A 23,202-nucleotide genomic window follows, 5' to 3' on the forward strand; every position below is an offset into this window, starting at 1 on the left:
AAATAGTATCATGTAACAGCAACAATTCAACTGATGAATCCCATTAAAACATATCAATAATATCGATTTTTCTCCGATATATGAACAAAGAGATGAAGAGGCGCTTTGTAAAAAGGTTGAATAAGAAATTGCTTGCAACGACGCCGAGGTAATTAACTGAAAGAGGTGAGTACTTTCGTCATGCATTATGAAAATCTTGAAGAACAATGTCAAAAATTAAGACAGCTGTCCTTCACAATATTAGCTAAAAATTTACAGGATGCTAGTTTGCTCGCCATTTCAACCCCAGCAGAATCCTTACAGAAGTCACTTCTTGTATTAGAGGAAATTTTATATGAGATTTACCGATTGGAAATGCATACCGAACCTAAACTCAAAAATGTCCGAATGCTATTAAATAATCGAAGTTTTGTGGCGCAAATTCATCCTCGTCGGATTTATTTATTGATGAATCTAATTCATAAAATGACAAGCCATACTAGTAATGACATTGTAGAAGCCAAAGCAGCTAAAATTGTTTTAGATTATCTTAGCGATATTGTTGAATGGTTTATGAAGCGCTATGATCGTAGTTTCAAATCGAACCGCATGTCTTCTCATGTCACAGAACTTCCTTCAATATTTGATAAAAATATACTTCAGCATGAGCAGTCTCAAGAGGCTTACGAACATGCTGTCAAATGGTTTGAAGTAGCTGCCCAGAACGGAGATGCAAGTGCTCAATATAACTTAGGTGCTCTTTACAATCATGGTCGAGGGGTAGAAAGGGACTATCGGCTTGCAAAAATGTGGTATGAACGAGCTGCCGCACAAAATGACGCAAATGCTCACTATAGCCTCGGTGTACTTTATCATCTAGGCCAAGGTGTTATACAGGATTATCTAGAGGCTGCACGACATTACCAAATAGCTGCTGATTTAGAGAATGCTGACGCTCAATACAATTTAGGTGTACTCTATAATCAAGGCTTAGGCCTATCTCAAAATTTTAACGAAGCTGCCAAGTGGTATACCTTAGCAGCCAATCAAGGTAATACAAGTGCCCAAAACAATCTAGGCTTCCTTTATCATAATGGCACGGGTGTGGAGCAAAGCTATGATAAAGCCGTTGCTTATTTCAAAATGGCTGCCTTAACTGGAGATGCAAGTGCTCAATACAATCTCGGCTATATGCATCTAAAAGGGCGTGGTATTCCCCAAAACCAAGAAGAAGCGGCAAAATGGTTTCATATGGCTGCTTTACAGGACCATGTGAACGCAGAGTTTCAACTGGCCATGCTCTATAATACTGGGCAAGGAATGATAGAAGATCATATAGAAGCTTTAAAATGGTTCAAGCTAGCGGCACATAAAGGACATTTAAATGCTCAATACTGTCTTGGCCTGCTGTATGAAAAAGAACAGAATCTTGTGTCAGCAGAAAAGTGGCTACTGCTAGCTGCTGACCATGGCCATATCAGCGCTGGCTTCGAGCTAGGACGTCTATATGTATATCAGCTTCAAGATCCAGCCAAAGCAATGTCATATTTTAGGTCTGCGGCAGAAAAAGGCTATGCAGATGCTCAGTATGAGCTTGGCCTATTACTGACATCTGGAAATGGTGTTCCTATAAATTATAAGGAGGCCGTGATATGGTGGCGAGCAGCAACTGATCAATCACATATTCAAGCTGAATATCAATTAGGTCTACTATATGAACAGGGATTAGGGGTAGCCTTAAATCTTGAAGAGGCGCGCAGATGTTATCGCCTAGCAGCCATTCAAGGCCATGCAGGTGCGCAGTATCAACTAGGCAATATATTTGATAAAGGTAAAGGGGTAGAGCAGGATTACACAGAGGCAGCTAAATGGATTGAACAGGCTGCGTCACAAGGACATATGAAAGCACAATACCAATTAGCCCAAATGCACATTCATGGACAGGGCGTACCAAAGGACTTTGCAAAGGCAGCCCAGCTTTATCGACTATCTGCTAATCAAGGACATCAAAAAGCCCAATTCCAGCTTGGTATGCTATACAAAAAAGGGCATGGTGTTGCACAAGACTATCAAGAGGCGACAAGATGGCTGAAAAAGTCACTTGAAGAAATTAAATAAATATTTTAAAACCTACCGCATCACGAATGACACGGTAGGTTTTATTAAAGACTGCTATTATCCTTTTGTTGTTGAATCATAAATGTTACAACAATAAATAAAGCAAAGCTAATTAATAGTGTAGTTCCTCCTACAATAAAGAAGACTAATGTAAAAGTGCTACCAAAATTAAATGGATTTATATTGTAAAACCACATGCCTAACGTTAAGCCCAGAACACCCACAATAGCTGTCCAACCATGAATGGTTACTAATTTTTGTGATTTCACTTTGAAGGCTCTATAAAAAATACCCCAGGCAAACATACTAAGCCAGCCGACCAGTAAAATATGTGCATGTATCGGTCTATATTCATAGCTACCTGATCCCGACATATGTGAACCTAAATATGTGCCGATTAAAGCAAAAATTGCCGCTAATCGAATAAGACGTATGCTCCACTTTTGTTCCATACGATAACTCCCCCTAGTTGTGTTTCAACTAAGTAGCAGTTTATCGTGTGAACATGAACTTTATATGAACTCCTTATGACAAAATTGGTAGATGGATATAAACCTTTGTGCCCGCATGCATCGTACTTTGCATCTGTATGGTCCCTCCATGTAGCTCAACAATTTGTTTGACAATCGCTAAGCCTAGCCCTGTCCCTTGCTTGGTTCTAGACGCATCGGCGCGATAAAAACGGTCATATGCTTTTGCTAATTGATCCTCAGTCATTCCTATCCCACTGTCCTCAACAAGAATTTCAAGTGCGGCAGATCTTTTTTGTAAATGTAGATGTATTTGCCCACCCTCTACATTATATTTAATGGCATTTGTCAGTAAATTATCCCATACATTTTGTAAAAGCCCTGCATCGCCATCAAAAATAATTTGCTCAAGCTTATATGATATTTGAAGCTGTGACTCTTCCATTTGCCAGCGATACTTTCGTACGGTTTCCTTTAACTGTTCATCTAAACGATAAGACTCTCGTTTTACAATTCTTGTCGATTGGTCAAGGGAAGTTAATAATAATAACTGTTTGGTTAATGTAGATAGGCGTTTTGTTTCTAGCTCTATGATTGCTGCATATTCCTGTCTTTCCTGTTCAGTAAGGGAAGGATTTTTCAGTAAATCTACATACCCTTGAATATTTAATAAAGGCGACTGAAAATCATGTGATACATTACTAATAAATTCCTTCCGTGTACGATCATTTTCCTGTAATCTCTCGGTCATTCTATTAAAGCTTGATGCTAATTGACCAATTTCATCTGCACGATCAATATCTAGAACTGTATCAAATTTTTCATGTGCTAGCTGTTGAGTGGCTGCTGTTAACTTCGTAATGGGGCGAATTAATGCTTTAGCAAATAGTAGCATGGCAAGAAGACTCAGTACTGTCATAACCAACATTAATCCTGCAAGTATTGTATGCACCTCAGAAAACAATAAACGAATATCTGGTCTTATGAATAGTGCATAGGACTTACTTTCATAGGTAAATGGCACACCAATTGTATTATTCAGTTCGTTAGCAAAAAATCCTGTTACAAAGGTTTCTTTAGGAAAATCTCGCATACCATGATAGGTTTGCCCATTTAAAACATGCTCCACAACAGATGTTGACAATGTTTTATCACGATATGGACCGCCAAAAAAATGCCCCTCCTCACCAGTTGTCACATATATTTGATAGCCGATTTCACCCAAGGTTGTTAGATAGCTATTTAAATCTTCTGGTTTGTTTGTCTCAATATAATGCACAATATCCTGTGCTATGCTAACGTTTTTCGCATCATTTTTTTCTTTTACAACTTGATGGTAATAGGTATTCGTTACCAAAAAGCCCATACATAAGCTTCCGATCATTACTAGCATTGTTGTTACAACAAATTTACTATATAACGTTTTCATGTTGTTTCCTCTAGCTTATAGCCAACACCTCTTACTGTTGTAATTTCAACAGCCGTGTCATATCGGTTTAATCTTTCACGAATCCGCTTCACATGCGTATTTAACGTTTGCTCATCTCCATCATAGTCATAGCCCCATACTTGTTCCATAATATAGCTGCGAGTAAATACTTGATGGGGGCGTGATGCTAACAAAGCCAGTAATTCAAATTCCTTTAAAGGTAATATAAGTGTATTTTCCCCTATTACAACCTCAAAGCTTCGTCGGTCAATTACTAGTTTACCTACTTGAATAGTTACTTGATTTTTTTTATCAAATCTCCTCAAAATTGCAGCTATACGAAATAATAATTCCTTTGGTTCAAAGGGCTTTACAACATAATCGTCAGATCCTGCTAAAAAGCCACGTTCTTTATCCTCTAGCTCACCTTTTGCTGTTAATAATAAAACAGGAATATCATAATCTTGAGTTAAATACTCTGTTAGTGTAAAACCATCCATTCCTGGCATCATCACATCGACTACAGCTAAATCAGGCAGATTCCCTTCGAGTAAGGCTAGTGCCTGCTTTGCATTTTCAGCAAGTAGCACTTGGTAGCCTTCCTTTGTAAGATAAATATTGACTAGCTGTAAAATATGAACGTCATCATCGACAACAAGGATCTTCATCTGCCCACCTCCAGTTAATAAGAAAAAATCCGATCATATAGAACGAATTTTTTCATCACAAATTACTATTATTTTATAACGAAAATATAGAAATCAACAGCAATAAGAGAAAAGGTAAACCAATCACAATATAGCCTCTAGGATTGGCAAGGTTCATGGTCCATCCTACCCCGAAGCGTTTCTCCACAAAAACGGATGGGTCTTGTCGATTCATATAAATTAAGCCGCCCTTCCAATAACGATCCTCATCCACGTCCATTACCTGGGAATCTATATTTGCTTCATAGCGTACTTTATGTTTATACTTTTTCACCACATATATCAGTAATGAACCCAGCAAAACAACTAAGAACAAAATAAATACTGGTAATAGCTTATAGCCTACTGTCATAGAAGGATAGATGTTGCTTAATTGTAAAATTGTTAATAAAGCTGTTAACGCAGAACTTATCAGTAGTATTTGCCAACTCATGTATTTTCGTGTTTTTAGCTGATCCTCCAACGATTCCTCTTTGCGATTTACAGCTAATTTAATTGCAGAACGTTTAATGGAGTCGGTAATTCCCCACATCATACATTGCATCATTAGCATTACCAATGGCAGTGAAATAGCCGTAAAATAGGTCTTGTTTCTCCAGGCATCGGCTTCGCCACTTGGCCCCCAATGTACTGCTATATCATTTGGCATGAGATCATAATGAAGGTATGTGTAAATGATCAAAAATACGGATATTCCTAATGGTACAGCAAAAAAAGACCAAGGAAGCATTTCATCACGACTTCTTGCAGTTAAATCCACTGCCCGTACTTGTTTAATATTTGCACCCCACTGCTCTTGTTTTTTCAACTTCGATACCTTTTGATGATTTATCCAATACAACGCCATACTTACTGTAAGCATACTAAACAAACAGCTTAATAAAACAATACTTTGAATAGCTTCAGAAGGAGCAAATTGATTGTAACTTATAATCATGATGATTAGAAAAACTATCCCTGTTCCCCCTACGAACTGCACATACTGTTTTTTCAACTGAGCTAAGATGGGATGCTTAATAATTTGATCAGGCACTGTGACTCCAAAAACGATAGTCTCTCTTACAATATAGGGAACGACTATTTGCAAAGCTAATGTCATGATGTAAATGGTTATAAAAACGCCAAGTAGCATTTTGCTACACTCCCTCTGCTGGAATTTGCAAATCAGCAAATACTTTTTTCATCATGTGCTCAATTTGGTCAGCTGTTGCGCCGAGCACCATTCCTTCTGCCACAACAGGTTTTAAATTCTTTTCGATTTGTCGTAGTTGCTCAGGTGATAAAGCTCTCTCCTCTGCTGAACTTATAATAGCTCCAGATTTTGGCCGAATGGTAATAATCCCTTTCGCCTCTAATTCATGATAACTCTTATTAACAGTATGCATATTAACACCTAAATCGGCAGCTAAACTCCGCACAGACGGCAAAGTATCACCTGGCTTCATTTCTCCTCTAGCAATTCCTTCGATAATTTGACGTGTTACCTGCTCATAAATAGGTACGTCTGATTGAAATTCTATTTGAATAAACATGTTTATCAGCTCCACATTTGTTATACAACTAATATAACAAATTTCTCTCCACCTTGCATGAGATTCAAATGTTTAAATGGGGGAATTTTTTATGGTTTCAATAAACCTTTGCACAAGTAAATTCTGCTTCTCATTATTCCTTGTACAAATTGCAATTTTATGTTTAATGGCATGTATATCCTTCACATAAACTCTCGCCAATTGCCCACTCTCTACATACTCTCTAACCGCAAGAGAAGAAATAAAATTTGCACCATAGCCCGCCATGACTGAGCGAATGGTTTCATGAATACCATTAAATTGGAGTGCGATATTTGGTGGTCTCACTTGGTATGTTTGACATAATGAGAAAAGATGCTCCCTCATCGAACTACCTACTTCTCTCATAATAAAAGGCTCCTGAAACATTTCAACTAATGTAATAGATTGATGTGCATAGCGATGATTTGGCGATACTACAAACCATAATTCATCCTCATATAATTCCTCCCACTCTATTTCCTTAGGTCTTTCAGACATTCCCCCACCGTAAATAGCCATATCCGCTTTATAGTTTATTAACTGTTCAAAGGCATCCTTTGTGTTGGTTGTTGTAATCATTAAATTCGCCTGTTCATTAGCAGCCTTGAAAGTAGCCGCCCATTTAGGAATTAAAAAATTAGCAGGTAAGAAAGTTGCAACAATGTGTAAATTCCCAGTTCTTGCAAGTCGATAATCTTCTATAAATGTTTCAATATGTTGCTCAAGAGCAATAAGATTTTGAGCTTTTTCTGCTAGTGTCACACCGAATTCAGTAAAAGTACTACACCACGTCCCTGTTGTTGAAATAGCTGGACTCCAATTTCATGTTCAAAACGTTTGATTTGACTTGAAACTGCAGGTTGACTTATGCATAGCATTTCTGCAGCTTTTGTAAAACTGCCTGTAACCGCAACTTGATAAAACAATTTTAAGCCATGACTATTCATGATTTAACCTCAATTCATAATCTTTAGTTATGTATTAATAATAATAATATATTTTTATTATGATTCATTCTATCATACACTTGATTGGCAAGCTTGCACTTTAAAGCATAATGAAATGAGGACTGTATAATGACAGAATTAAATGTTTGGCAATACGTAGATGACTATTTCATGACTAAGCTCCTTTCAGAAAACGAACATCTTAATACTGCACTACAGGCTAATAAAGCTGCAGGTATTCCAGAGATTGATGTATCTCCTACTCAAGGGAGACTATTATATTTACTCGCAAAAATGAAAAGTGCGGTAAATATTTTAGAGATCGGCACACTTGGAGGCTATAGCAGTATTTGTTTAGCCCAAGCTCTTCCTCAGGCAGGAAAAGTTGTGACATTAGAAATTAATGAAGAGTACGCCAAAGTTGCCAAGCAAAATATAGCGAATGCAGGGTATGGACCAAAGGTTGAGGTCATTGTAGGAAATGCCCTAGATACATTACCAAACTTAAAAAACGCTGGACTATTATTTGACTTTATCTTTATTGATGCTGATAAACCTAATAACCCCGCTTACTTGAAGTGGGCTTTAAAATTAGCAAAATCTGGCGCTCTTATCATTGCAGATAATGTTGTACGTAATGGTGAGGTAACTAATGAAAATAGTGAGGATGAACGTGTTAGAGGCGTACAAGAATTTATAGATTTAGTAAAAGCAAACCCAAGAATTGAAGCAACGGCTATACAAACAGTGGGTGTCAAAGGGTATGACGGCTTTGTACTAGCCGTAGTAAATTAGCATAGAAAAACCGCGTAACTAAAAAAGTAGTTACGCGGATGTACTATATAAAAGATGCCTTACTGCTCCCCATCTAAGCTAGTAAGACATCTTTACCCCTTAAAATCTCTTAACTTTTATTTATAGACCCCTTTTAATTCAATCGTGCTCATCTCTCTAAACGGGGGAACAGACCCCGTCACGTTATGTTAGTGGAATAGGCTGGATTGTACTCGAGTGCAATCCTTAGATAGTTATTAGGAAAGTTTGATATGTTGGATAGTAGACTTGTATTTTACGCTAATTTTTCATACCCTGGAAGTGTCAAGAATTCCGCAAATTCATCTTGTTCAATTAAGGATTTAAACAGTTCAGCAGCTTCTTCATAGCGACCACTGTTATAAGCTTGTTCCCCAACAGCCTCTTTAATTTTCACAAGTTCTTCTTCCAATATTTCTAAAACAAATGCTAGTGTAATACCACGTCCATCATCTAAGATTCCTTTCGGATGACGGATCCATTGCCATACTTGTGTACGAGAGATTTCTGCTGTTGCAGCATCCTCCATCAAGTTATTAATTGGTGCAGCTCCGTTACCTCGAAGCCATGAAGCAATATATTGTACACCAACACTACAGTTAATACGTAGACCTTCAATTGTTATTGTTCCTTCTGGTACAGCTACTAAATCTTCGGCAGATACTTGTACATCCTCACGCTTTTTATGAATTTGGTTAGGCGTTGTCATAATAGCATCAAATTGCTCCATCGCTGTTGCAACCATACCAGGATGTGCTACCCATGTACCGTCGTGCCCCTCTGTTGCCTCACGACGTTTATCTTCTGCCACCTTTGCAAATGCCACTGCATTCGCCTCATCGTCATTTTTAACTGGAATTTGAGCTGCCATTCCGCCCATTGCTGGTGCATTTCGCTTGTGACATGTTTGAATACATAAAGATGTATAGGCTTTCATAAAAGGTACTGTCATCGTTACTTGCCCACGGTCTGGCAAAATAACATCAGCTTGATTGCGTAGACGCTTAATATAGCTGAAAATATAATCCCAACGACCGCAATTCAAACCAGCTGAATGTTCACGTAGCTCATATAAAATTTCATCCATCTCAAACGCTGCTAAAATCGTTTCGATTAATACAGTAGCTTTTATTGTCCCCTGTGGAATACCAATATAATCTTGAGCAAACACAAAGACATCATTCCATAGTCGAGCCTCTAAATGGCTTTCAAGTTTTGGTAGATAGAAATATGGCCCTGTACCTTGTGCAAGTGCGTTTTTGGCATTGTGGAATAGATATAAACCGAAGTCAAAGAAACTGCCAGAAATCGGCTCTCCATCCACCAGGACATGTTTCTCAAGCAAGTGTAGACCTCGTGGACGAACTAACAGCACTGCTGTCTCATCATTTAATTTATATGTTTTACCATTGGATTCTTGTGTAAACTCAATCGTCTTATTAATAGCATCACGCATATTAATTTGACCGCCAATCATATTTTCCCATGTCGGAGAAGATGCATCTTCAAAGCATGCCATGAACATTTTTGCTCCAGAATTTAACGCATTAATAACCATTTTCCGATCAACTGGCCCTGTAATTTCAACACGGCGATCTTGCAAGTCGTTTGGAAGTGGTGCGATTACCCAATCACCTTCCCGAATATGCTTTGTCTCTGGTAGGAAATCCAGCTTCTCTCCCGCATCAAGTCGTTTTTGGCGTTCTTGTCGAGCCTCCAACAGCTCCTTGCGACGAGCATCAAATTTTTCGTGCAGAGCAAGAACAAATTCAAGAGCTTCAGGTGTCAAAATTTCATTAGTTTGCTCATTTTGTTCTCCAACAATTTTAAGCTTACCTGTCGTTGCTTGTTCCATTAGCTGTTTACCCACCTTTGCCATTTTAGTTTCGTCATCCTCCGCTTTAGGAGGAGCGGAGGAGACTATTCTATGATTATGAATTTAGGAAAACACGTATTTAAACTACGACTTATACAAACTGTTCTGTTTCAGTAGAACCTGCCATTGCTGTTGTAGAAGAAGTACCGCCAGAGATAACTTGAGAGATTTCATCAAAGTATCCAGTACCTACTTCGCGTTGGTGACGTGTAGCTGTATAGCCTTTAGACTCAGAAGCAAATTCTGCTTGTTGTAGCTTAGAATATGCAGCCATACCATTATCTTTATAGTCATGAGCAAGCTCAAACATAGAGTGGTTAAGTGCATGGAAACCTGCTAAAGTAACGAATTGGAATTTGTAACCCAACTTACCAAGTTCACGTTGATACTCTGCAATTTCTTCTTCTGAAAGATTTGCCTTCCAGTTGAATGAAGGTGAGCAGTTGTATGCAAGCATTTTACCTGGGAACTCAGCATGAATAGCTTCAGCAAATTCTCTAGCTTCTTCAAGTGATGGTTTAGAAGTTTCACACCAAATTAAATCTGCATATGGAGCGTAAGCTAAACCACGAGCAATTGCTTGTTTGATTCCAGCTTTTGTACGGAAGAAGCCTTCAGGTGTGCGTTCACCAGTGATGAATTCTGCATCACGTGGATCAATATCTGATGTAACCATATCAGCAGCATCAGCATCTGTACGTGCAATTAAAATTGTATCTACACCCATAACATCTGTTGCTAAACGTGCAGCTACTAAGTTACGAACAGCATTTTGTGTTGGAAGTAATACTTTACCTCCAAGGTGTCCACATTTCTTTTCAGATGCTAATTGATCTTCTAAGTGAACACCCGCTGCTCCTGCTTCAATCATACCTTTTACAAGCTCGAATACGTTTAGAGGCCCACCAAAACCTGCTTCTGCGTCTGCTACGATTGGCGCGAACCAATCAAATTGATCAACACGTCCTTCAGCATGATCAATTTGATCTGCACGTTGAAGCGCTTGATTAATTCGTTTTACTACTGCTGGTACAGAGTTAGCTGGATATAATGATTGGTCAGGATACATTTGACCAGACAGGTTTGCATCAGCAGCTACTTGCCAGCCTGATAGATAGATAGCCTTTAATCCAGCTTTTACTTGTTGTACTGCCTGATTCCCCGTTAATGCCCCCAATGCATTGATAAACGGTTCCTCATGTAATGAATTCCAAAGTCGAGTAGCACCTTTTTGTGCTAGTGTTTGTTCAATTACTACTGTCCCCTGTAATTTAACAACTTCTTCAGCTGAATATGTGCGTTCAATACCAGCCCAACGTGGGTTTTCAGCCCATTGTTTTTCTAAAGCTTCGATTCTTTCTTGACGAGTTGACATATTGAAATTCCACCTTCCCCTTTGTGTACAATATACTCTGTTAAAAAACTTTTAATTATCTGTTCCATAACAGGTTTATTTGTTGTAAATTAATATATAACAGACTATTTGAATTTTCATTATTTTTCGATAAAAGATCAAATTTTAAGGATAAAACTACCTTTTTTGACGATGAAATTTGGAAGACTGTTTACAAACAAGGGGGATATTCACAATGAACAATGAGTTAAATTCTTTCGTAAAAGATATTTCGCAACAATATATTTTTATGTTGAAAGACTGGATACCTGCTGATTCATCCATTGCTATTGCTGTTGAAAATGCTTATGTTTATTTTCACTCTGGTCACCAAAGTATTCATTTAGAGATAGGTCAACAAGTATTACCTGGGAGTATTGCCGACCAAGTGTTAAAGACTCAAAAAAAAACAGATGCTATTTTAGATAATTCCCTTTTCGATACGCCATATTATGGCATTGGTTATCCCATATACATTCAAAATAAGCCTGCTGCTCTCGTCATTGTCCTACCGTCATCATTTACAGCAAAAAGAGCAGAACCATTTCAATTTTTAACTGGAAAGCAAGAGGAGGAATGGAATCCTGTAGCAATTAATAAAATATCTCATATTGAAAGCCTACAGAAAAAAACATGGTTTTATGTAGAGGGGGATCAGTATAAAACAAGTATTACACTTAAAGAACTTCAATTACGATTACCATCATATTTTATTCGTATCCATAGATCTTACATTGTAAATATACATTTCATAAAAAAAATGGCACGTGATTTAACGTCAAATTTTATTGTCACTTTAATTGATGGAAGTGAGTTACCAGTAAGTCAATCTTATTTAAATGATCTTCGGAGTGCTCTTGAGTTTTAGTATATACGGCTGTCTTTTTCCGGGGACAGCCTACTTTAAACTATCTTCTTAATTTGAGACAACAAAAAAGCAAAAAAGATCAGAGAATTTATTCTCTGATCTTTCTTTTGCCTAGCGACGTCCTACTCTCACAGGGGGAAGCCCCCAACTACCATCGGCGCTAAAGAGCTTAACTTCCGTGTTCGGTATGGGAACGGGTGTGACCTCTTTGCCATCATCACTAGACTTTGTATTTAATTGAAAGATTTGTTCTTTCAAAACTGGATAAACGGTGCATTGAATGTTTTAAACTTTTTTGGTTAAGTCCTCGATCGATTAGTATTCGTCAGCTCCATGTGTCACCACACTTCCACCTCGAACCTATCTACCTCATCGTCTTTGAGGGATCTTACTTACTTGCGTAATGGGAAATCTCATCTTGAGGGGGGCTTCATGCTTAGATGCTTTCAGCACTTATCCCGTCCACACATAGCTACCCAGCGATGCCTTTGGCAAGACAACTGGTACACCAGCGGTGTGTCCATCCCGGTCCTCTCGTACTAAGGACAGCTCCTCTCAAATTTCCTACGCCCACGACGGATAGGGACCGAACTGTCTCACGACGTTCTGAACCCAGCTCGCGTACCGCTTTAATGGGCGAACAGCCCAACCCTTGGGACCGACTACAGCCCCAGGATGCGATGAGCCGACATCGAGGTGCCAAACCTCCCCGTCGATGTGGACTCTTGGGGGAGATAAGCCTGTTATCCCCGGGGTAGCTTTTATCCGTTGAGCGATGGCCCTTCCATGCGGAACCACCGGATCACTAAGCCCGTCTTTCGACCCTGCTCGACTTGTAGGTCTCGCAGTCAAGCTCCCTTGTGCCTTTACACTCTACGAATGATTTCCAACCATTCTGAGGGAACCTTTGGGCGCCTCCGTTACCTTTTAGGAGGCGACCGCCCCAGTCAAACTGTCCGCCTGACACTGTCTCCTGCCCCGCTAAGGGGCATGGGTTAGAATTTCAATACAACCAGGGTAGTATCCCACCGACGCCTCCTTCGAAGCTGGCGCTCCGAGATCTCTGGCTCCTACCTATCCTGTACAAGTTGTACCAAAATTCAATATCAGGCTACAGTAAAGCTCCACGGGGTCTTTCCGTCCTGTCGCGGGTAACCTGCATCTTCACAGGTACTATAATTTCACCGAGTCTCTCGTTGAGACAGTGCCCAGATCGTTACGCCTTTCGTGCGGGTCGGAACTTACCCGACAAGGAATTTCGCTACCTTAGGACCGTTATAGTTACGGCCGCCGTTTACTGGGGCTTCAATTCGCAGCTTCGCTTGCGCTAACCACTCCTCTTAACCTTCCAGCACCGGGCAGGCGTCAGCCCCTATACGTCACCTTACGGTTTTGCAGAGACCTGTGTTTTTGCTAAACAGTCGCCTGGGCCTATTCACTGCGGCTCTCATGCGCTTGCACGCTCAAGAGCACCCCTTCTCCCGAAGTTACGGGGTCATTTTGCCGAGTTCCTTAACGAGAGTTCTCTCGCACACCTTAGGATTCTCTCCTCGACTACCTGTGTCGGTTTGCGGTACGGGCACCTCTCACCTCGATAGAGGCTTTTCTTGGCAGTGTGAAATCAGGAACTTCGTCCATACGGACTCGCCATCACAGCTCAACGTTACAGTGTGCGGATTTGCCTACACACACGCCTTACTGCTTGGACGCGCACAACCAACGGCGCGCTTACCCTATCCTACTGCGTCCCCCCATTTCTCAAACGGTGAGGAGGTGGTACAGGAATATCAACCTGTTGTCCATCGCCTACGCCTATCGGCCTCGGCTTAGGTCCCGACTAACCCTGAGCGGACGAGCCTTCCTCAGGAAACCTTAGTCATACGGTGGACGGGATTCTCACCCGTCTTTCGCTACTCATACCGGCATTCTCACTTCTAAGCGCTCCACCAGTCCTTCCGATCTGACTTCAACGCACTTAGAACGCTCTCCTACCACTGACATCATAGATGTCAATCCACAGCTTCGGTGAATCGTTTAGCCCCGATACATTTTCGGCGCAGCGTCACTCGACCAGTGAGCTATTACGCACTCTTTAAATGATGGCTGCTTCTAAGCCAACATCCTGGTTGTCTGTGCAACGCCACATCCTTTTCCACTTAACGATTACTTTGGGACCTTAGCTGGTGGTCTGGGCTGTTTCCCTTTTGACTACGGATCTTATCACTCGCAGTCTGACTCCCGTGTATAAATATCTGGCATTCGGAGTTTGTCTGAATTCGGTAAACCGGGATGGCCCCCTAGTCCAAACAGTGCTCTACCTCCAGTATTCTCATCACGAGGCTAGCCCTAAAGCTATTTCGGAGAGAACCAGCTATCTCCAAGTTCGATTGGAATTTCTCCGCTACCCACACCTCATCCCCGCACTTTTCAACGTGCGTGGGTTCGGGCCTCCAGTAAGTGTTACCTCACCTTCACCCTGGACATGGGTAGATCACCTGGTTTCGGGTCTACGACCACGTACTATTTCGCCCTATTCAGACTCGCTTTCGCTGCGGCTCCGCCTTCTAAAGCTTAACCTTGCACGTAATCGTAACTCGCCGGTTCATTCTACAAAAGGCACGCTATCACCCATTAACGGGCTCTAACTACTTGTAGGCACACGGTTTCAGGATCTCTTTCACTCCCCTTCCGGGGTGCTTTTCACCTTTCCCTCACGGTACTGGTTCACTATCGGTCACTAGGTAGTATTTAGCCTTGGGAGATGGTCCTCCCGGATTCCGACGGAATTTCACGTGTTCCGCCGTACTCAGGATCCACTCAGGAGAGAACGAACTTTCGACTACAGGGCTTTTACCTGCTCTGGCGGACCTTTCCAAGTCGCTTCATCTAACTCGCTCTTTTGTAACTCCGTATAGAGTGTCCTACAACCCCAAGAGGCAAGCCTCTTGGTTTGGGCTCTTCCCGTTTCGCTCGCCGCTACTCAGGGAATCGATTTTTCTTTCTCTTCCTCCAGGTACTTAGATGTTTCAGTTCCCTGGGTCTGCCTTCAAGACGCTATGTATTCACGTCAAGATACTACGCGATTAAACGTAGTGGGTTCCCCCATTCGGAAATCTCCGGATCAAAGCTCACTTACAGCTCCCCGAAGCATATCGGTGTTAGTGCCGTCCTTCTTCGGCTCCTAGTGCCAAGGCATTCGCCGTGCGCCCTTAATAACTTAACCAAGTTATTAAGCCTATAAAAAAACTTAAAAAATAAATGTATTTGTTACAATTTCAATGTCGTTTTATCCAGTTTTCAAAGAACAAAAAAATGGTGGAGCCTAGCGGGATCGAACCGCTGACCTCCTGCGTGCAAGGCAGGCGCTCTCCCAGCTGAGCTAAGGCCCCAAGAGGTATATATGGTGGGCCTAAATGGACTCGAACCATCGACCTCACGCTTATCAGGCGTGCGCTCTAACCAGCTGAGCTATAGGCCCTCTTGGAAGTTTTATTAAATTTCATAAACCTTCAAAACTGAACGCAAAACGTAATCTTACAAACCCAAGGTTTGTATTCCGAAATAATCCTTAGAAAGGAGGTGATCCAGCCGCACCTTCCGATACGGCTACCTTGTTACGACTTCACCCCAATCATCTATCCCACCTTCGGCGGCTGGCTCCAAAAGGTTACCTCACCGACTTCGGGTGTTACAAACTCTCGTGGTGTGACGGGCGGTGTGTACAAGGCCCGGGAACGTATTCACCGCGGCATGCTGATCCGCGATTACTAGCGATTCCGGCTTCATGTAGGCGAGTTGCAGCCTACAATCCGAACTGAGAACGACTTTATCGGATTAGCTCCCTCTCGCGAGTTGGCAACCGTTTGTATCGTCCATTGTAGCACGTGTGTAGCCCAGGTCATAAGGGGCATGATGATTTGACGTCATCCCCACCTTCCTCCGGTTTGTCACCGGCAGTCACCTTAGAGTGCCCAACTAAATGATGGCAACTAAGATCAAGGGTTGCGCTCGTTGCGGGACTTAACCCAACATCTCACGACACGAGCTGACGACAACCATGCACCACCTGTCACCGTTGCCCCCGAAGGGGAAACTATATCTCTACAGTGGTCAACGGGATGTCAAGACCTGGTAAGGTTCTTCGCGTTGCTTCGAATTAAACCACATGCTCCACCGCTTGTGCGGGCCCCCGTCAATTCCTTTGAGTTTCAGTCTTGCGACCGTACTCCCCAGGCGGAGTGCTTAATGCGTTAGCTGCAGCACTAAGGGGCGGAAACCCCCTAACACTTAGCACTCATCGTTTACGGCGTGGACTACCAGGGTATCTAATCCTGTTTGCTCCCCACGCTTTCGCGCCTCAGCGTCAGTTACAGACCAGAAAGTCGCCTTCGCCACTGGTGTTCCTCCAAATCTCTACGCATTTCACCGCTACACTTGGAATTCCACTTTCCTCTTCTGCACTCAAGTCCCCCAGTTTCCAATGACCCTCCACGGTTGAGCCGTGGGCTTTCACATCAGACTTAAAGGACCGCCTGCGCGCGCTTTACGCCCAATAATTCCGGACAACGCTTGCCACCTACGTATTACCGCGGCTGCTGGCACGTAGTTAGCCGTGGCTTTCTAATAAGGTACCGTCAAGGTACAGCCAGTTACTACTGTACTTGTTCTTCCCTTACAACAGAGTTTTACGATCCGAAAACCTTCTTCACTCACGCGGCGTTGCTCCATCAGGCTTTCGCCCATTGTGGAAGATTCCCTACTGCTGCCTCCCGTAGGAGTCTGGGCCGTGTCTCAGTCCCAGTGTGGCCGATCACCCTCTCAGGTCGGCTACGCATCGTCGCCTTGGTGAGCCGTTACCTCACCAACTAGCTAATGCGCCGCGGGCCCATCCTATAGCGACAGCCGAAACCGTCTTTCAGTCTTTCACCATGAAGCAAAAGAGATTATTCGGTATTAGCCCCGGTTTCCCGGAGTTATCCCAAACTATAGGGTAGGTTGCCCACGTGTTACTCACCCGTCCGCCGCTAACGTCAAAGGAGCAAGCTCCTTTTCTGTTCGCTCGACTTGCATGTATTAGGCACGCCGCCAGCGTTCGTCCTGAGCCAGGATCAAACTCTCCATAAAAGAAATTTGATTAGCTCAAATTGTTTTGCTGGCATCATGTTTGATGTCCAAAATTGTGTTTCGTTCACTAACCGAAGCTAGCTACTTAAAACTTTATTGATTACGTTTTGCTTGTTCAGTTTTCAAGGTTCATGTAATTGAATTGGTGGAGCCTAGCGGGATCGAACCGCTGACCTCCTGCGTGCAAGGCAGGCGCTCTCCCAGCTGAGCTAAGGCCCCATATTTTTATTTTTAGGAAATGGTCGGGAAGACAGGATTCGAACCTGCGACCCCTTGGTCCCAAACCAAGTGCTCTACCAAGCTGAGCTACTTCCCGTTGTTCTTATGGCGCGCCCGACAGGAGTCGAACCCATAACCTTCTGATCCGTAGTCAGACGCTCTATCCAATTGAGCTACGGGCGCATTTAAAATGGTGCCGAGGACCGGAATCGAACCGGTACGGTAGTCACCTACCGCAGGATTTTAAGTCCTGTGCGTCTGCCAGTTCCGCCACCCCGGCACATTTGGAGCGGAAGACGAGGTTCGAACTCGCGACCCCCACCTTGGCAAGGTGGTGTTCTACCACTGAACTACTTCCGCATGTGCATAAGCTTTTTTTATCTGGCAATGAAAATAATGGTGCGGGTGAAGGGAGTCGAACCCCCACGCCTTGCGGCGCTAGATCCTAAGTCTAGTGCGTCTGCCAATTCCGCCACACCCGCTTATTATTATTTATAAATGGTGAGCCATGAAGGACTCGAACCTTCGACCCTCTGATTAAAAGTCAGATGCTCTACCAACTGAGCTAATGGCTCGAAAAAATGGTGCCGGCTATAGGAATCGAACCCACGACCTACTGATTACAAGTCAGTTGCTCTACCTGCTGAGCTAAACCGGCATATGGTGGAGGATGACGGGCTCGAACCGCCGACCCTCTGCTTGTAAGGCAGATGCTCTCCCAGCTGAGCTAATCCTCCTGGGTATTATGCCTAGCGACGTCCTACTCTCACAGGGGGAAACCCCCAACTACCATCGGCGCTAAAGAGCTTAACTTCCGTGTTCGGTATGGGAACGGGTGTGACCTCTTTGCCATCATCACTAGACTTATTAAAAGACAAGATTTATTATACCATATTTCAGTATAAATGCAAGCTTTTTTTAAAAGCTTACTTGTTCTTTCAAAACTGGATAAACGGTGCATTGAATGTTTCAAACTTTTTTGGTTAAGTCCTCGATCGATTAGTATTCGTCAGCTCCATGTGTCACCACACTTCCACCTCGAACCTATCTACCTCATCGTCTTTGAGGGATCTTACTTACTTGCGTAATGGGAAATCTCATCTTGAGGGGGGCTTCATGCTTAGATGCTTTCAGCACTTATCCCGTCCACACATAGCTACCCAGCGATGCCTTTGGCAAGACAACTGGTACACCAGCGGTGTGTCCATCCCGGTCCTCTCGTACTAAGGACAGCTCCTCTCAAATTTCCTACGCCCACGACGGATAGGGACCGAACTGTCTCACGACGTTCTGAACCCAGCTCGCGTACCGCTTTAATGGGCGAACAGCCCAACCCTTGGGACCGACTACAGCCCCAGGATGCGATGAGCCGACATCGAGGTGCCAAACCTCCCCGTCGATGTGGACTCTTGGGGGAGATAAGCCTGTTATCCCCGGGGTAGCTTTTATCCGTTGAGCGATGGCCCTTCCATGCGGAACCACCGGATCACTAAGCCCGTCTTTCGACCCTGCTCGACTTGTAGGTCTCGCAGTCAAGCTCCCTTGTGCCTTTACACTCTACGAATGATTTCCAACCATTCTGAGGGAACCTTTGGGCGCCTCCGTTACCTTTTAGGAGGCGACCGCCCCAGTCAAACTGTCCGCCTGACACTGTCTCCTGCCCCGCTAAGGGGCATGGGTTAGAATTTCAATACAACCAGGGTAGTATCCCACCGACGCCTCCTTCGAAGCTGGCGCTCCGAGATCTCTGGCTCCTACCTATCCTGTACAAGTTGTACCAAAATTCAATATCAGGCTACAGTAAAGCTCCACGGGGTCTTTCCGTCCTGTCGCGGGTAACCTGCATCTTCACAGGTACTATAATTTCACCGAGTCTCTCGTTGAGACAGTGCCCAGATCGTTACGCCTTTCGTGCGGGTCGGAACTTACCCGACAAGGAATTTCGCTACCTTAGGACCGTTATAGTTACGGCCGCCGTTTACTGGGGCTTCAATTCGCAGCTTCGCTTGCGCTAACCACTCCTCTTAACCTTCCAGCACCGGGCAGGCGTCAGCCCCTATACGTCACCTTACGGTTTTGCAGAGACCTGTGTTTTTGCTAAACAGTCGCCTGGGCCTATTCACTGCGGCTCTCATGCGCTTGCACGCTCAAGAGCACCCCTTCTCCCGAAGTTACGGGGTCATTTTGCCGAGTTCCTTAACGAGAGTTCTCTCGCACACCTTAGGATTCTCTCCTCGACTACCTGTGTCGGTTTGCGGTACGGGCACCTCTCACCTCGATAGAGGCTTTTCTTGGCAGTGTGAAATCAGGAACTTCGTCCATACGGACTCGCCATCACAGCTCAACGTTACAGTGTGCGGATTTGCCTACACACACGCCTTACTGCTTGGACGCGCACAACCAACGGCGCGCTTACCCTATCCTACTGCGTCCCCCCATTTCTCAAACGGTGAGGAGGTGGTACAGGAATATCAACCTGTTGTCCATCGCCTACGCCTATCGGCCTCGGCTTAGGTCCCGACTAACCCTGAGCGGACGAGCCTTCCTCAGGAAACCTTAGTCATACGGTGGACGGGATTCTCACCCGTCTTTCGCTACTCATACCGGCATTCTCACTTCTAAGCGCTCCACCAGTCCTTCCGATCTGACTTCAACGCACTTAGAACGCTCTCCTACCACTGACATCATAGATGTCAATCCACAGCTTCGGTGAATCGTTTAGCCCCGATACATTTTCGGCGCAGCGTCACTCGACCAGTGAGCTATTACGCACTCTTTAAATGATGGCTGCTTCTAAGCCAACATCCTGGTTGTCTGTGCAACGCCACATCCTTTTCCACTTAACGATTACTTTGGGACCTTAGCTGGTGGTCTGGGCTGTTTCCCTTTTGACTACGGATCTTATCACTCGCAGTCTGACTCCCGTGTATAAATATCTGGCATTCGGAGTTTGTCTGAATTCGGTAAACCGGGATGGCCCCCTAGTCCAAACAGTGCTCTACCTCCAGTATTCTCATCACGAGGCTAGCCCTAAAGCTATTTCGGAGAGAACCAGCTATCTCCAAGTTCGATTGGAATTTCTCCGCTACCCACACCTCATCCCCGCACTTTTCAACGTGCGTGGGTTCGGGCCTCCAGTAAGTGTTACCTCACCTTCACCCTGGACATGGGTAGATCACCTGGTTTCGGGTCTACGACCACGTACTATTTCGCCCTATTCAGACTCGCTTTCGCTGCGGCTCCGCCTTCTAAAGCTTAACCTTGCACGTAATCGTAACTCGCCGGTTCATTCTACAAAAGGCACGCTATCACCCATTAACGGGCTCTAACTACTTGTAGGCACACGGTTTCAGGATCTCTTTCACTCCCCTTCCGGGGTGCTTTTCACCTTTCCCTCACGGTACTGGTTCACTATCGGTCACTAGGTAGTATTTAGCCTTGGGAGATGGTCCTCCCGGATTCCGACGGAATTTCACGTGTTCCGCCGTACTCAGGATCCACTCAGGAGAGAACGAACTTTCGACTACAGGGCTTTTACCTGCTCTGGCGGACCTTTCCAAGTCGCTTCATCTAACTCGCTCTTTTGTAACTCCGTATAGAGTGTCCTACAACCCCAAGAGGCAAGCCTCTTGGTTTGGGCTCTTCCCGTTTCGCTCGCCGCTACTCAGGGAATCGATTTTTCTTTCTCTTCCTCCAGGTACTTAGATGTTTCAGTTCCCTGGGTCTGCCTTCAAGACGCTATGTATTCACGTCAAGATACTACGCGATTAAACGTAGTGGGTTCCCCCATTCGGAAATCTCCGGATCAAAGCTCACTTACAGCTCCCCGAAGCATATCGGTGTTAGTGCCGTCCTTCTTCGGCTCCTAGTGCCAAGGCATTCGCCGTGCGCCCTTAATAACTTAACCAAGTTATTAAGCCTATAAAAAAACTTAAAAAATAAATGTGTTTGTTACAATTTCAATGTCGTTTTATCCAGTTTTCAAAGAACAAGTTTTGAAGTGTTTCATTCAGAAGAATGAACCTTCAAAACTGAACGCAAAACGTAATCTTACAAACCCAAGGTTTGTATTCCGAAATAATCCTTAGAAAGGAGGTGATCCAGCCGCACCTTCCGATACGGCTACCTTGTTACGACTTCACCCCAATCATCTATCCCACCTTCGGCGGCTGGCTCCAAAAGGTTACCTCACCGACTTCGGGTGTTACAAACTCTCGTGGTGTGACGGGCGGTGTGTACAAGGCCCGGGAACGTATTCACCGCGGCATGCTGATCCGCGATTACTAGCGATTCCGGCTTCATGTAGGCGAGTTGCAGCCTACAATCCGAACTGAGAACGACTTTATCGGATTAGCTCCCTCTCGCGAGTTGGCAACCGTTTGTATCGTCCATTGTAGCACGTGTGTAGCCCAGGTCATAAGGGGCATGATGATTTGACGTCATCCCCACCTTCCTCCGGTTTGTCACCGGCAGTCACCTTAGAGTGCCCAACTAAATGATGGCAACTAAGATCAAGGGTTGCGCTCGTTGCGGGACTTAACCCAACATCTCACGACACGAGCTGACGACAACCATGCACCACCTGTCACCGTTGCCCCCGAAGGGGAAACTATATCTCTACAGTGGTCAACGGGATGTCAAGACCTGGTAAGGTTCTTCGCGTTGCTTCGAATTAAACCACATGCTCCACCGCTTGTGCGGGCCCCCGTCAATTCCTTTGAGTTTCAGTCTTGCGACCGTACTCCCCAGGCGGAGTGCTTAATGCGTTAGCTGCAGCACTAAGGGGCGGAAACCCCCTAACACTTAGCACTCATCGTTTACGGCGTGGACTACCAGGGTATCTAATCCTGTTTGCTCCCCACGCTTTCGCGCCTCAGCGTCAGTTACAGACCAGAAAGTCGCCTTCGCCACTGGTGTTCCTCCAAATCTCTACGCATTTCACCGCTACACTTGGAATTCCACTTTCCTCTTCTGCACTCAAGTCCCCCAGTTTCCAATGACCCTCCACGGTTGAGCCGTGGGCTTTCACATCAGACTTAAAGGACCGCCTGCGCGCGCTTTACGCCCAATAATTCCGGACAACGCTTGCCACCTACGTATTACCGCGGCTGCTGGCACGTAGTTAGCCGTGGCTTTCTAATAAGGTACCGTCAAGGTACAGCCAGTTACTACTGTACTTGTTCTTCCCTTACAACAGAGTTTTACGATCCGAAAACCTTCTTCACTCACGCGGCGTTGCTCCATCAGGCTTTCGCCCATTGTGGAAGATTCCCTACTGCTGCCTCCCGTAGGAGTCTGGGCCGTGTCTCAGTCCCAGTGTGGCCGATCACCCTCTCAGGTCGGCTACGCATCGTCGCCTTGGTGAGCCGTTACCTCACCAACTAGCTAATGCGCCGCGGGCCCATCCTATAGCGACAGCCGAAACCGTCTTTCAGTCTTTCACCATGAAGCAAAAGAGATTATTCGGTATTAGCCCCGGTTTCCCGGAGTTATCCCAAACTATAGGGTAGGTTGCCCACGTGTTACTCACCCGTCCGCCGCTAACGTCAAAGGAGCAAGCTCCTTTTCTGTTCGCTCGACTTGCATGTATTAGGCACGCCGCCAGCGTTCGTCCTGAGCCAGGATCAAACTCTCCATAAAAGAAATTTGATTAGCTCAAATTGTTTTGCTGGCATCATGTTTGATGTCCAAAATTTTTGTTTTGTT

General features: G+C 44.2%; 10 protein-coding genes, 11 tRNA genes, 6 rRNA genes and 1 pseudogene. 3 read left to right on the forward strand and 25 right to left on the reverse strand.

The window, feature by feature from the left end; genetic code table 11:
* Window positions 1-180: 180 nt before the first annotated feature.
* Window positions 181-2,097, forward strand: coding sequence for an SEL1-like repeat protein (locus HXV90_RS14790; RefSeq protein WP_269897515.1), 1,917 nt, complete (start codon window positions 181-183; stop codon window positions 2,095-2,097).
* Window positions 2,098-2,141: 44 nt separating this feature from the next.
* Here the strand turns inward: HXV90_RS14790 and HXV90_RS14795 are convergent, their stop codons facing one another.
* The 6 genes and pseudogenes from HXV90_RS14795 to HXV90_RS14820 all read right to left on the reverse strand — a co-directional run bounded on the left by HXV90_RS14795 (window position 2,142) and on the right by HXV90_RS14820 (window position 7,203).
* Window positions 2,142-2,549 (reverse strand): hypothetical protein, encoded by a 408-nt coding sequence (locus HXV90_RS14795; RefSeq protein WP_048395933.1) that lies wholly within the window; start codon window positions 2,547-2,549, stop codon window positions 2,142-2,144.
* A gap of 73 nt (window positions 2,550-2,622) precedes the next feature.
* Window positions 2,623-3,996 (reverse strand): HAMP domain-containing sensor histidine kinase, encoded by a 1,374-nt coding sequence (locus HXV90_RS14800; RefSeq protein ID WP_269897516.1) that lies wholly within the window; start codon window positions 3,994-3,996, stop codon window positions 2,623-2,625.
* Complete coding sequence (locus HXV90_RS14805; protein ID WP_048395929.1) at window positions 3,993-4,664, reverse strand: response regulator transcription factor; 672 nt, start codon at window positions 4,662-4,664, stop codon at window positions 3,993-3,995. The genes HXV90_RS14800 and HXV90_RS14805 overlap by 4 nt, the downstream gene beginning before the upstream one ends.
* Window positions 4,665-4,737: 73 nt before the next feature.
* On the reverse strand, window positions 4,738-5,835 hold the full coding sequence (locus HXV90_RS14810) for a DUF1648 domain-containing protein (protein WP_269897517.1): 1,098 nt from the start codon (window positions 5,833-5,835) through the stop codon (window positions 4,738-4,740).
* 4 nt (window positions 5,836-5,839) lie between these two features.
* Entirely contained in the window at window positions 5,840-6,235 is a 396-nt protein-coding gene (locus HXV90_RS14815; RefSeq protein ID WP_269897518.1) for a GntR family transcriptional regulator, read from the reverse strand.
* Window positions 6,236-6,307: 72 nt separating this feature from the next.
* Window positions 6,308-7,203: pseudogene (locus tag HXV90_RS14820) on the reverse strand (LysR family transcriptional regulator).
* 129 nt (window positions 7,204-7,332) lie between these two features.
* Here HXV90_RS14820 and HXV90_RS14825 point away from each other — a divergent pair.
* Window positions 7,333-7,998 (forward strand): O-methyltransferase, encoded by a 666-nt coding sequence (locus HXV90_RS14825; RefSeq protein ID WP_269897519.1) that lies wholly within the window; start codon window positions 7,333-7,335, stop codon window positions 7,996-7,998.
* Window positions 7,999-8,272: 274 nt separating this feature from the next.
* Here the strand turns inward: HXV90_RS14825 and aceB are convergent, their stop codons facing one another.
* Together aceB and aceA are read right to left on the reverse strand one after the other, a co-directional pair.
* Window positions 8,273-9,871, reverse strand: a complete 1,599-nt coding sequence (aceB, locus tag HXV90_RS14830) for a malate synthase A (protein WP_048395937.1) — start codon at window positions 9,869-9,871, stop codon at window positions 8,273-8,275.
* Between the two features lie 112 nt (window positions 9,872-9,983).
* Window positions 9,984-11,267, reverse strand: coding sequence for an isocitrate lyase (gene aceA / locus HXV90_RS14835; protein WP_004233046.1), 1,284 nt, complete (start codon window positions 11,265-11,267; stop codon window positions 9,984-9,986).
* Window positions 11,268-11,481: 214 nt separating this feature from the next.
* Here aceA and HXV90_RS14840 point away from each other — a divergent pair, with 214 nt between their 5' ends.
* Complete coding sequence (locus HXV90_RS14840; RefSeq protein WP_269897520.1) at window positions 11,482-12,153, forward strand: LytTR family DNA-binding domain-containing protein; 672 nt, start codon at window positions 11,482-11,484, stop codon at window positions 12,151-12,153.
* A 109-nt stretch (window positions 12,154-12,262) separates the two neighbouring features.
* On the opposite strand, the gene rrf (HXV90_RS14845) is transcribed toward HXV90_RS14840, so the two are convergent.
* The 17 genes from rrf (HXV90_RS14845) to HXV90_RS14925 form a co-directional block, all read right to left on the reverse strand.
* Window positions 12,263-12,378 (reverse strand): 5S ribosomal RNA (rrf, locus tag HXV90_RS14845).
* 70 nt (window positions 12,379-12,448) lie between these two features.
* A 23S ribosomal RNA gene (locus HXV90_RS14850) occupies window positions 12,449-15,376 on the reverse strand.
* Window positions 15,377-15,466: 90 nt separating this feature from the next.
* Window positions 15,467-15,542 (reverse strand) — tRNA-Ala (locus HXV90_RS14855).
* 12 nt (window positions 15,543-15,554) lie between these two features.
* Window positions 15,555-15,631 (reverse strand) — tRNA-Ile (locus tag HXV90_RS14860).
* A 94-nt stretch (window positions 15,632-15,725) separates the two neighbouring features.
* A 16S ribosomal RNA gene (locus HXV90_RS14865) occupies window positions 15,726-17,277 on the reverse strand.
* 143 nt (window positions 17,278-17,420) lie between these two features.
* Window positions 17,421-17,496 (reverse strand) — tRNA-Ala (locus HXV90_RS14870).
* Between the two features lie 20 nt (window positions 17,497-17,516).
* A tRNA-Pro gene (locus HXV90_RS14875) sits at window positions 17,517-17,593 on the reverse strand.
* Window positions 17,594-17,602: 9 nt separating this feature from the next.
* Window positions 17,603-17,679 (reverse strand) — tRNA-Arg (locus tag HXV90_RS14880).
* Between the two features lie 8 nt (window positions 17,680-17,687).
* Window positions 17,688-17,776, reverse strand: a tRNA-Leu gene (locus HXV90_RS14885).
* 5 nt (window positions 17,777-17,781) lie between these two features.
* Window positions 17,782-17,856 (reverse strand) — tRNA-Gly (locus HXV90_RS14890).
* Window positions 17,857-17,893: 37 nt separating this feature from the next.
* Window positions 17,894-17,978: transfer RNA gene (locus HXV90_RS14895), tRNA-Leu, on the reverse strand.
* A gap of 17 nt (window positions 17,979-17,995) precedes the next feature.
* Window positions 17,996-18,071: transfer RNA gene (locus tag HXV90_RS14900), tRNA-Lys, on the reverse strand.
* 7 nt (window positions 18,072-18,078) lie between these two features.
* Window positions 18,079-18,154 (reverse strand) — tRNA-Thr (locus tag HXV90_RS14905).
* Window positions 18,155-18,157: 3 nt separating this feature from the next.
* A tRNA-Val gene (locus HXV90_RS14910) sits at window positions 18,158-18,233 on the reverse strand.
* A 10-nt stretch (window positions 18,234-18,243) separates the two neighbouring features.
* Window positions 18,244-18,359 (reverse strand): 5S ribosomal RNA (rrf, locus tag HXV90_RS14915).
* Between the two features lie 116 nt (window positions 18,360-18,475).
* Window positions 18,476-21,403 (reverse strand): 23S ribosomal RNA (locus HXV90_RS14920).
* Window positions 21,404-21,584: 181 nt separating this feature from the next.
* A 16S ribosomal RNA gene (locus tag HXV90_RS14925) occupies window positions 21,585-23,136 on the reverse strand.
* Together the 16S, 23S and 5S rRNA genes with 11 tRNA genes alongside form the textbook arrangement of a ribosomal RNA operon.
* Window positions 23,137-23,202: the final 66 nt, after the last annotated feature.

The organism is Lysinibacillus sp. JK80, from assembly GCF_027557635.1.
Lineage (GTDB): Bacteria > Bacillota > Bacilli > Bacillales_A > Planococcaceae > Lysinibacillus > Lysinibacillus capsici.